Below are 11,160 nucleotides of genomic sequence, written 5' to 3' on the forward strand. Positions count from 1 at the left end.
TTTATGCATGTCCATCACTATTTTCCTGCAGCATCATCACTTATCATCTACATGATGATCGAGATCCGTTTGCTGCGTTATTTTGTGGTGGTGGCAGAGAAACTGCATTTCGCCCGTGCTGCCGAAGAACTGCACCTCGCTCCCCAGCCGCTCAGTCAGGCCATCAGACGGCTGGAAGACCAGTTGGGGGTGCAACTGTTCCTGCGCACCTCCCGCAAGGTGGAACTGACCCCTGCAGGGCAGGTCTTTTACACGCGCACCCGTTCCCTCTTGACCCAGCTGGAAGAAACCATCCAGCTCACCCAGCGGGTCTCCCGTGGCGGAGCAGGCTCCATGCGGGTGGGTTATGTGCCTGGAGCAACTGCCAGCATCCTGCCGCAACTCATCCAGATCTGCAATGCGCAGTACCCGGATTTGCGCCTGCATCTGAAGGAAATGACCGCTCTGGAGCAACTGAACGCCCTGGAAAACCAGCAACTGGACGCTGGCATCATTGTGGGCCTGACCTTTCCTGGCCCCATTCAGCACCTGCTTTTGAAACAGGAACCTCTGGTGGCGGTGCTGCCTGCAGGGCATCCTCTGGCTGGGCAATCCCTCACCCCCGAAATGCTGCAGAAGGAATCCATCATCGGATATGATCCTCTGCACTGCCCGGAACTGGTGACTTTCATTGATGAGGTGGCCCCTGCAGGACACCGCCAGAAAGAGCTGCGTCAGGTGGTGATGTCTGAAGCGTCTGCCCTGAGCCTGGCAGACGCTGGTCTGGGCATCGCCATCGTGACCGAAAGCCAGGGAAAACGGGCCAGCACTGCCAGGGTCTCCCCCATCCTGCACACCCACACCAGTTACCATCTGGTCTGGCAGGACAACGGCAACCCCACCGTGCAGGGCATGCTGAGCCTCAGAGAACACCTGCATTTGCCGTTGCATTGAAGCTCTGGCAAACTTCTGGTGTACCTCTGGACAAAAGCGCAGGTGAATCCAGAAGACTTCACCTGTTCATCGGGGTTCTCCCAGTGTTCCCTGCGCACCAGAATGCACAGCTTCAGTTGCAGTTGGGTATCTGTCACAGACACCCGTACAGGTCAATGGAGCCAGGCTGCAGCACCAGCAGGGTGTGGAATGAAGTGCAAGAACATGAGGTGGATGCTGCGCGGGACCCACATACAGCCGTGCATGAAGGCCGTCAAAAGTATCATTTCGGGCACCTGTCGCCCCACAGATGCCCGAACATGGGGCATGCTTAAAGTTGTGTTGATCCTGCTGGCCCTGCTGGGATGGTCCCAGGCCAGCGAAATGGAAATGAAACCCTTCTCCAACCCCAGAAGCAGCCTCAAAATCATGAAACAGCAGCAGCTGCCCGACGGCCGCAGGCAGGTGGTGTACCTGATGCGGGCCATCAGCAAAAAGGGCGAGGTGGTCCAGGCCACGTTCACCGCCAGAACGAAGCCCGGCTCACGGGTCATTCAGGAATTTGAGTGGAAACATCCCCTGATCCCACCCGGAGACAGGGCAGCAAATGATGCCATGGGTGCCAGCCTGGGATTGACGATGCGTGCAGTGATGGGCTGCTTTGACCTGAACAGAGCAGACCCGGAGCCTTTTTTCCAGGTCCTCGAGCCGGCCTTCACAAAGCACCATGCCACTGGCAAGAAAGCCCAGATCAAAACGGTGCTGAAAGACATGGCTGGCATTTTGCTCCTCAATAACCAGCAAATCACTTACACCTTCAGGGTCAACAAAATGGTCCGTCCGAATTACTGCTCCGTCCCCAGGTAGCATCCTGGTCCATTTGCCCTTCACTTCAGGGCAGGACTGCCCACAGGTTCCAGTGAAAAACCCAGGGTGTGCATGACCGGCCACGGTTCGGGGCCGGGAATGTGGGTGGACAGCAATGAAGCTCCCCCTTTTCTGTGCGTTCTTCCGCGTCCCGCTTGCGGATTCTATTGTTTTCTGCGAAGAATGAGTTTGACATGCGTGTTGTCCCTCACGGTGATGCCAAAGTCTCTGTAGATGACATTACGAAGGAAAGGCAACACATAATGTTCGTGATGCACGAAATAATACTTGCTGCCCACAATTTCCAGAAGACGCTCATAAGGAAGAGCGAAGTAGTTTTCTCTGTTCTCACGGTCAAAGTTGTCTTCATAGCGGTACTTCAGAAGATAATGAAGCATGTCCCTGTCTGAATGAATCTCACCCCAGAAGTCTGTGTATTCTTGAAGGGTTGCGGGGTTTGCTTTTGTTCTGAGACGCATCAGGTCGTTGATGTCAATCGGGCGGTTTGCTGTGCGAGACAGACTCATGTCACGAATGAAGATGTACTCTGGACAATCAGAAAAACCGCCACCAAAAATGGTTTTTTCGAATTGTCTCAGGTCCGTTCCATAACTGTAGATCTCGTGCAAGACGCTTGATAAGATCACGGCAGTTTTGTCCGTTCCAAAGATGGAAGGAAGGTCTTTCATGTCACCCACAACACTGACACAGGGATTGCCCTGGAACCTGTTGTGTAAAATTCCCAGCATTTCAAGGCTGTTGTCCACTGCGAAATACCTTTTGGTGTTGCCAAACCGGTTGTACAGCAGTTCAATCAAACTTCCATCTGCTGCTCCAAAATCAACAATGTTGTGCACCTCGTTGCAGTAGTCCAGAAAGTAAAGCTTGTCCATCAGACCCTGTTGCATGGCGGCGTTGTATTCTTCCAGGAGATTGCCGTTCATAAACCTCTGTCCTCCGTGCGACGCAAGTGCCAAAGTTTCGAAATCCCAATGTCATGGACGGTTTGCTGTTCCATGGGTGGTGCAGTGGGCTGCTGATCAACCAGACTTGCGTTTCTGTATTAAGGTTCCAACACGCTTTTGGTGAAGCTGACTTGACCCAGAGGGCTCAGGTCCGAGGGCAGCTGGAGTTCCAACCACACACAGCTTGAGGTTCCCTCCGTGCCAGGTGTCCGTATCCTTCAAACGCCACATGGACCCTGTTTATATCATTTTTGTGGTCTGGAAGCACTTATGGTGGGTTCTCATTTCGGAGGAGCACCTTAAAGGATGCATGACTTCACTCAGCACCTGTTGCCTGCCGCACTGCATCTTTTGAGCGTTCAACGGCAAAAAGGTCAACGTTTCATGGGTTGCATCACCAGGTCAACCCCCCATCCTCAGTGACCACACAGCAAGATGAACTTTTCATGCAAAAAGGATGAACTTCAGTTCAGAAGAATGCAGGACTGGAACCTTGCAGAGCCTGTTTATGGTGTAAGCATCACCCCCTGGTGAAGGAGAAACCATGAAAACCCTGATGATGACTGTTTTGCTCACTGCCCCGGTGGCTGCTGCCCCCCAGATCCAGAAGGTGGACCTGCACCTCAAACATGAAGCGGGCACTTTCACGGTGCAAGCTGCCCCAAAAGCCTCCCCCACCCTGGGGATCAAGAACCCCACCGTGAAAAATGGGGTGGCTTACCTCAGCCAGAGCAGTGTTGCTTCCGACTGGAAGGTGGGCCTCAGCCCGAAATTGCCCCTGGACCTGCACCTGTCGAGCAGTGCCAGTGACGTGAACGCCAACTTGCTGGGCCTGAACATCAACACCCTGGAGATCAACCACACCGCTGGAGATTACCAGTTGAAGTTGCCTTCAAAAACCCTCACAGGGAAATTGAAAATGGATTCACTGGACCTCAAAATCACTGTTCCCAAAGACACCGGCCTGAAACTCAACCTGCAAAAATTCATTTCAGGCAGTGTGACCATTGAAAGGAACCGGGTGGCGGAGGGAGCAGAAGTGACGGGAAGTTACCAGACCGGCAATTTTGACACGGCCAGCAAGAAAATTGAACTGGACGTCACCTGGCAGGCCGGAGCGTTGACGGTGGTGCGCTGAGGGCTGCACCTGCCAGGCACCCACCACGACCATGCAGGCTTCGTGGGCAATGTGGCGCATGTTGCTCTGTCAGATGTCCCGTTCGTCCATGATACCGGGCTTCTTGAAACACCGCCACCTGACTGTTCTGAAGGTCAGGTGGTCCATGTTCTCCCCTTTTTCAGCACCGTAGAACCTGCCTGCATCAACAAGTGACACCCACCTCTAGAGGCAAAGAAAAGACCCGCAGAAAAACCTGAGGGCTGGACAAATGGGTGCTGGCTTCTTCAGCAGGACAGTGAATTGGCACCCACACCCTCAGGATCAGGAGTTTCTCCGATTCTGAATCAGGGGAATGCCAAAAAAACGCCAGGGATTCACCGGGAAAAGGGACAATCTGAGAATTTTTGCAATTTCAAAAATTCAGAGCTTCAAAATCCTGATCGGCAAGTCTTTTTGGAAGCGGTTTCTCTTGTGCCAGTGGTTTACCAGCGTGATGCTCCATTACATTCACCACTTGGTGTACAGCGTACACTGAGGGTGTTTCCAGAGGCACCGTCCTGTTTTCAAATTGATCTCTGCCGTCTGGCACTCCAAATTCCCTTTCAGGAGGAAACATGTCATCCAAGCTTGAACAACTGAAAGCCCATTCTGTGGTGGTTGCCGACACCGGAGAAATCAACGCCATCAAGGAATTCCAGCCCCAGGACTGCACCACCAACCCCTCCCTGGTGCTGAAAGCCGCCCAGCGTCCCGAGTATGCCCATCTGGTCACCGAATCCATCGAATGGGCCAAAAAGCGCAACAGTGAGCATGTTGCCTCAGACGCCATTGACAAGCTGGCCGTGCGCATCGGGACTGAACTGACCCGACTGGTGCCCGGTTACGTCTCCACCGAGGTGGATGCATCACTGTCTTTCAACACCGAGAAGATGATCGAGAAAGCCCGCAAGCTGATCGGCCTTTACGCAGAAGAAGGGGTCGCCAAAGAGCGGATCCTGATCAAGATCGCCACCACCTGGGAAGGCGTGCAGGCTGCAAAAGTGCTGGAACAGGAAGGCATCCGGTGCAACCTGACATTGGTGTTCGCACTGGAACAGGCCATTGCCTGTGCCCAGTCTGGCGTGACATTGATCTCCCCTTTCGTGGGCCGCATCACCGACTGGTACAAGAAAAGCCAGAAGGTCGAAAGCTTTGAAATCGCAGAAGATCCCGGCGTGAACTCTGTGAAGACCATTTACCGCCACTTCAAGGACCAGGGCTACCAGACCATCGTGATGGGGGCTTCCTTCAGAAGCGCAGCCCAGGTGGAAGCCCTTGCTGGCTGTGACCGCCTGACCGTCAGCCCTCAGCTTCTGAAAGAACTGAGTGAAGACCTGGGAGAACTGAAACGCGCACTGGACCCCGCAGCCCAGGACGGCGTGCAGAAAGATGAAATCCTCACCGAAGAGGCTTTCCGCTGGGGCATGAACCAGAACGCCATGGCCACCGAGAAACTTGCAGAGGGCATCCGCCAGTTCCACGCCGACTACGAGAAACTGCAGGCCCTGATTGAACAACAACTGGGCGTTGTGAGCGTTCACTGATCTGAAACGCCCTGAACGATAAAAAGCCCCTGCCCGTTGAAAGGCAGGGGTTGCTTTGCTGTGTTCAGCGGATGGGATAGGCAATGTCACACACCAGATCGTCTGGCCCTGCATTCATGAAATCTGCGAAGTACACCTCTCTGGGACTGGAGAAAGAACAATCCTTGCCTTCTGCTTTGATCCAGCTGGACACGGCATCATAAGCCTGCAGGATTTCTGGAAAGATGCACTGCTCTTTGGTGATGGTGACGTAAGCCTCCTCATGGGCAGCTTCAATGCGGATGCCGATGTCTCCAGCAGGTTGCACCTGACCCGAGAAGGGAATGCACACCTCCACCGGACCATCCGAATCCTCGTTCACAGCCCCATGGAAGATGATGAAAGGCGCACCTGACACCTGATCTCCCAGATGGGAAAACAGGGCACCCAGGGAATTGCCATTGAATTCCCCAATGTCTTTTGCAAAAACGCGGCGCTGGATGGTAGCAACAATCTGATCTGGGATCTGGCGGGTTTTCACTTCATGCATGGGCATCTCCTTGTGGTCCAGCACATTGGACACATACTCAACGAGGCGTTTTCGGGTGTGGGTTTCCTGCTCGACCCCTTTCCAGTACCTGCGCACCAGCGATGATTTCTGGTGTTCCGGAACATCCAGAACCTCCTGAATGCGGGTCAGGGGCATGTCCAGTTGCCTCAGGAGCGCAATCAGGCGGGCGGTGTCTGCCTGATCCGGGTGGTAATGTCGGTAGCCCGACTGCGGATCCACATGCTCCGGAACCAGCAGACCCATGCTGTCATACAGGCGCAGGGCCTTGCGGGACAGCCTGGTCAGGTTGGAAAACGCCTGCATGGTGATCAGGTCTGTGCTTTTGGCTTTCACCCCTTCAGTGTGAGGGTTGCCCCTTGGGCAAAGTCAAGCCCTGACAGGAATGGACAGACTCAGGCAAGCTGTTGAATGCAAAACCGCCTGTGGAAAATCAGAAAAACATGCTGTGCAACAATAAATCAACAGAAGGTAATATGACCGCAATTCAAGATTGAAACAACCTGGTCCATCCTGGTTATGCACCAACCAGCCCTGAGTCCCCACGAAGAAAGTGTGGGCCTCCTCGACCTCCAACTTGCACATGGTTCTGGCTTCCTGGATGGTGTTGACATACTTGAATTCATCGAGTGTGCCGTCGGCCTGCTTGAGTTTATCCCCAACTTTGAGGTGTCCAGCCCCCACCCATTTGTCACTCAGGTCTGGGTGGTCCTCGGGTTTGGGTCTGGGTTCACTGTCTGAACGCTTCTTGTCCCCCAAAACGCGCCTCAAAGACGGCTTCATCGGCGTTGGGACGCTCGGTGACGCAGAAGGAATGTCCATCGGGATGATTCTCAGATAAAGCTGCAAAGGAATCTGGCGTAGTGGTCAAAAATCATACAAATGTTTCAAGGGCTTTCATGGATTGTTGAGATGGCCACTTGAAAGGGCCCACTGCCTCAGATCCAGAATCAGGAGGCAGGCCCAGAACCTGCATCATCCTGCCTGGAATCCCAGAACGCTTTCATGCATGCAGTACACTGAAAGCATCCATGGCCCCTTTACACCTGCACCTGCTGGGAAGTCCCCGGATCATTCGGGAGAACCAGACCCTGACCCTGCCTTCACGCAAAGCGTGGCTGCTGCTGGCGTATTTGCTGGTGGAACGCAGGCCCTGTGCCAGAGAGCAGCTTGCCGGCCTGTTCTGGCCCGATTCCGAACCGGAAGTGGCCCGCAGTGCGCTCAGAAACCTGCTCTCGCAACTGCGCAAGGTGCTGGAAGACCGCCTGGAGGTCCAGGGCAACCTTGTGGGTTTGCAGTTGCAGCCCGGCGACACCCATGACCTGCAAGAAGCACACCTGCCAGCCGGTCCTTTGCTGCACGGTCTGGAGGTGCCCGAAGAGGGCCTGTTGCAAGACTGGTTGCAGCACACCCGCCACACCGCGCAGGCGCGACAGTCTCTGTTGCTGGCTGAACGCACCCGACAGGCTTTCCAGGCGGGCCGCTGGCCGGAAGCTGTGCAGTGGGCAAAACAGCGGTTTTACCTCGACCCTGGAGATCCAGACGCCTGTGTGCTGTTGATGCAGGTGCAGGCCAGCGCAGCTTCGCTCATGGAGGCGGAACATGCCTTTGAAATGCACCGGCAACACCTGCACCTGCTGGGCCTTCAGGTCTCCCAGCAGGTGCAAGACGCCTTGCAGACCTACAAAATGAAACCTGCAGCCTCACCTGGACAGTCAGGCCAGGTGGCCCTTTCTGGAAGGCAGCGTGAACTGGAAACCCTGCACCTGCAGTTCCAGCAAGTCCGGGTCCAGCAGGGACAGGCGGTGATGGTCCTGGGTGAACCGGGCATTGGGAAATCCAGGCTGTCAGAAGAGGCGGTGCAACGGTTTGAAAAGCTGGGTGCCTGGGTGCTGAGGGCCCGCGCCCAGGAGGGGGATGCCATCTTGCCCGATGCCCTCAGCGTGGACCTGCTGCGCAACCTGGTGCAGGGGGACCTCGAACCGCTGCGCGAAATGCTCCCGGAACACCTCAGAACCCTGCAGGTGTTGTGGCCCCAGCTTTCCAGCCACATGGGCCTGAAATCGCCAGGTGCCACAGGTGAGCCACTGAACCGTTCCCGTCTGAGGGACGCTTTGCTGGACCTGTTGCAGCAGGCCAGTGACCGTCCGGTGGTGGTGTTTTTCGATGACCTGCAGTGGGCAGATCAGTCCAGCCTGGGGGTGTGGGAATTTGTGCTTTCCCGGGCCGTGCACAGCCAGCGGATCCTGGTGCTGACCACCGTCCGCACGGAGAACCTCTCCCAGGTGACCCCCTGGTGGTCCAGGATCGGTCGGTTCATGCACCCCAGACGCATGGTCCTGCAGGTGCTGGCAGAAGGAGACCTGCAAGGGTGGGCCGCTGTGCTTCATGGTCCGGACCGTGACAGGGTGCTGCGCTTTCTGTTTTCACACACCCAGGGCCATCCGCTTTACCTCAAGGAACTGCTGCAGGACCTGATCGATCAGGGCTTGCTTGAAGTGCAGGGCCAGCACCTCCAGCTGACCCCTCTGGGACAAAATCAGCTGGAAACCACCCGGTCCAGTGGGGTGGAGCATGCCATTGAAGGTCGGCTGTGCCGTCTGGGTGGCTGTGCTTTGCAGCTGTTCCAGTGCAGCGTGGTGCTGGGCCAGCCCGAAGGTTTTGACACCCTGCTGCAGCTGTCCAGGCTCGGGGAAGATGAAGCCCTGGACGCTCTGGATGAATTGCTGCAGGCCGGTTTGCTGGTGGAGCAGGGAGGCCGTTACCTGTGCTCGCATGACCGGGTGCGCAGCTTCACCTTAGAGCATGTTCCTCCAGAGCGCCGCAAGAGGTTGCACCGCCGTGTGCTGGAGGTGTTGCCCGACCATCCGCCTGCTTTCCTGGGCAAACATGCTGCCCTGGCCCAGATGGGCGAGGTGGCCCTGTCCCACTGGCAAGAAGCCGCCCAGGTGGCCCGGCAGGTGGGGGCCCTCAGTGAACTGGCTGCTGCCCTGCAGGCCCAGCTGGAATGGACCACCGAGCCGTCAGCCCGTGCAGAAGTGCTGCTGCAATGCGCAGAGGCCCTGGATCCGCTCGACCGGGTGGACGAACAGCAGGCCGCTGGCAGCGAAGCCCTGCACCTGGCCCGGCAGCTGCAAGACGTGCCCCTCACCGTGCGGGCCCTGTTGCGGCTGGCGTGGGTGTTGCAGCACCATGACCTCCTGGAGTCCCGCAGGGTGGCTGAAGAGGCCCTGGATCTGGCCCGTTCCACCCCGGATGGCTTGCTGGTGGCCAGCAGCCTGCAAGCCCTGGCCCGCACCTACCGACATGAAGATCCAGACCATGGCCTGAAAATGCAAGAAGAGGCCCTGGTGTTGCTGAGGGCTGCGGGAGATCCGAGGCGGCTGGCTTATGGGTGCATCAACCTGGCTTATGCCCTGCGGGCAGCGGGACACTGGGACAGGATGCGCAGTGCCCTGGAAGAGGTCCTGCACCAGACTGAACTGGCCCCGGAAGATGGGGGGCTGCTGGTGCTGCGGGCCTCTGCCCAGCATGTGCTGGGCATCGAATTCCGCCAGCGCAACGACGTACAAACGGCCCGGCAGCACTTCGAGCAAAGCCTGCAGCTGCAAGAGCGGCTGAAAGTCGGCGCACCCATGGCCACCCAGGTGGAACTGGCCGTGCTGCAGGCTGCAGAAGGTGATACGGACCTTGCGGAAAAAGCCGTGCTCGACTGGATCAGGCAGGACCACCTGCAATGGGAGCCCTCCAGCCGCCGTTATGCCCTGGTTTTGCTCGCAGAGGTGCGTCACCACCAGGGCCGCAACACCGAGGCTGCCCGTTTGCTGGGAACCGTGCAAAACGCCGGGGCGGTGGGTCCACAATACTGGCGGGTCAACCAGCTGCTCCAGTGGGTCAGGGCCAGGCTCCCGGCAGGGCAGTTTCAGGAAGCCCTTCAGCATGGGCAGGGCCTGACTGTGGACCATGTGCTGGTCCAGTCACTTGGTGGATGAGGACACAGGGGGCAGCGCAGAGATGCGTTTCTGGAACATCCCCCTGATCCAGCTCAGGAGCAGGCCCCCCAGCGAAGGGAGGGAGGGGCGGGCGCACAGGTCTTCTTCCAGCAGGGGGAGGTCGCAGTCACACAGGGCGTTCCAGTTTTCCATCTCGGTGCGGTGGATCATTCGGTTGGGAAGCATGCGGCCACTGTACGGGCCGGGCGCAACAACAGCGCAACAGCATGCAAGACGTCAAACCAGCCGCTCGACTGCCGGTGCATGGGGCCTGCGCAAAATGAAACGCTCTGCATAAGGCACCCCCACCTCCATGCCCATGCGCTTCCTTTCAGCGGTGAGGTCGGTGCCCCTGTACGGCCAGCCATAACATGCGGCGTACAGGTCGTAAGCTTTTTCGGCTTTCAGGACGGCCTCCTCAGCCAGAGAGACATGCACCAGCGGCCATGGGCTTTTGATGTCGTCGTACATGGCGTACTGGTAAAAGCGCACCGGTTTGCGGACTGGCTGCAGGTCTTCGCGTCCTGCCTCGTCCAGCACGGCGTGCAGTCTGGAAAAAGTGATGGCATCATAAGCACTTCTGGCAGTGGCCCGGTGGTCTGGGTGGGCGGCTCCAAAAACACTGGTTTCGTCCCAGGTCAGGATGGCATCTGGCTGAAGTTCAGCGTACTGGACAGCCAGCTGCACCGTTTCCTCGCGGGAAGCCGACACCCTGGTGTCTCCAAAATCCAGAAACCGACCCTGCAGGCCAAGGATGCTGCACACCTCCCTGGCCTGCTTCTGGCGGATGCGGCAGGTCTCTTCGCGGGCCATGCCACGGAAGTGGGAAGCCATTTCTCCGGCGGTGGTCCACACCACCGTCACCTGATCCCCCTGTAGGGCGTGGTGGGCGAGGGTGGCTGCACAACCAATTTCATCATCCATGTGAGGAAAAACGGCCACAATGTTCATCGAGATACTCCTTCTGAACGGGCAATGCCTGTGTTTTGCTGAGACACAGCGAAAATGGAAAGCTGAGGCAGGAAAAGCAGGGTCATGGAGGCTCCTTTCAAAACCTTTCCAGGGACCCGGCAGACGATGCAGACAGGCCGGGTTAACTGAGATTTTGCACCTATGCGGGACTGTTTGGCCCATTCAGCAAAAACTCATCTGAGACAACAAAAATGGGCAGAGT

General features: G+C 57.0%; 10 protein-coding genes. 5 read left to right on the forward strand and 5 right to left on the reverse strand.

What is annotated here, in order from left to right; translation table 11 throughout:
* The first annotated feature begins 54 nt into the window (after positions 1 to 54).
* Positions 55 to 933 (forward strand): LysR family transcriptional regulator, encoded by an 879-nt coding sequence (locus tag IEY52_RS16185; RefSeq protein WP_189004190.1) that lies wholly within the window; start codon positions 55 to 57, stop codon positions 931 to 933.
* A 306-nt stretch (positions 934 to 1,239) separates the two neighbouring features.
* Complete coding sequence (locus tag IEY52_RS16190; protein WP_189004192.1) at positions 1,240 to 1,779, forward strand: hypothetical protein; 540 nt, start codon at positions 1,240 to 1,242, stop codon at positions 1,777 to 1,779.
* Positions 1,780 to 1,943: 164 nt separating this feature from the next.
* Here IEY52_RS16190 and IEY52_RS16195 read toward each other — a convergent pair whose 3' ends face one another.
* Positions 1,944 to 2,687 carry a class I SAM-dependent methyltransferase gene (locus tag IEY52_RS16195; protein WP_189004194.1) on the reverse strand — a complete coding sequence of 248 codons (744 nt, stop codon included), beginning with the start codon at positions 2,685 to 2,687 and terminating at the stop codon, positions 1,944 to 1,946.
* A gap of 601 nt (positions 2,688 to 3,288) precedes the next feature.
* On the opposite strand from IEY52_RS16195, the gene IEY52_RS16200 reads away from it, so the two are divergent.
* Both IEY52_RS16200 and tal read left to right on the forward strand, forming a co-directional pair.
* Complete coding sequence (locus tag IEY52_RS16200; protein WP_189004196.1) at positions 3,289 to 3,882, forward strand: toast rack family protein; 594 nt, start codon at positions 3,289 to 3,291, stop codon at positions 3,880 to 3,882.
* Positions 3,883 to 4,478: 596 nt separating this feature from the next.
* Positions 4,479 to 5,447 carry a transaldolase gene (gene tal / locus IEY52_RS16205; RefSeq protein WP_189004198.1) on the forward strand — a complete coding sequence of 323 codons (969 nt, stop codon included), beginning with the start codon at positions 4,479 to 4,481 and terminating at the stop codon, positions 5,445 to 5,447.
* 64 nt (positions 5,448 to 5,511) lie between these two features.
* Here tal and IEY52_RS16210 read toward each other — a convergent pair whose 3' ends face one another.
* Together IEY52_RS16210 and IEY52_RS16215 are read right to left on the reverse strand one after the other, a co-directional pair.
* On the reverse strand, positions 5,512 to 6,330 hold the full coding sequence (locus tag IEY52_RS16210; RefSeq protein WP_189004201.1) for a MerR family transcriptional regulator: 819 nt from the start codon (positions 6,328 to 6,330) through the stop codon (positions 5,512 to 5,514).
* Positions 6,331 to 6,363: 33 nt separating this feature from the next.
* The gene (locus IEY52_RS16215; protein WP_189004203.1) at positions 6,364 to 6,816 is read right to left on the reverse strand and encodes a polymorphic toxin-type HINT domain-containing protein; all 453 of its coding nucleotides are present in this window, start codon (positions 6,814 to 6,816) and stop codon (positions 6,364 to 6,366) included.
* Positions 6,817 to 7,025: 209 nt separating this feature from the next.
* Between IEY52_RS16215 and IEY52_RS16220 the strand changes: the two genes are divergently transcribed.
* A complete protein-coding gene (locus IEY52_RS16220) occupies positions 7,026 to 9,986 on the forward strand; it encodes an ATP-binding protein (protein WP_189004205.1) in 2,961 nt (986 codons plus the stop codon).
* On the opposite strand, the gene IEY52_RS16225 is transcribed toward IEY52_RS16220, so the two are convergent.
* Positions 9,972 to 10,172 (reverse strand): hypothetical protein, encoded by a 201-nt coding sequence (locus tag IEY52_RS16225; protein ID WP_189004207.1) that lies wholly within the window; start codon positions 10,170 to 10,172, stop codon positions 9,972 to 9,974. The two genes, IEY52_RS16220 and IEY52_RS16225, sit on opposite strands and share 15 nt — an antisense overlap.
* 51 nt (positions 10,173 to 10,223) lie before the next feature.
* Entirely contained in the window at positions 10,224 to 10,937 is a 714-nt protein-coding gene (locus tag IEY52_RS16230) for a PIG-L deacetylase family protein (protein WP_189004209.1), read from the reverse strand.
* Positions 10,938 to 11,160 lie beyond the last annotated feature (223 nt).

The sequence above is a fragment of the Deinococcus roseus genome, from assembly GCF_014646895.1.
Lineage (GTDB): Bacteria > Deinococcota > Deinococci > Deinococcales > Deinococcaceae > Deinococcus_C > Deinococcus_C roseus.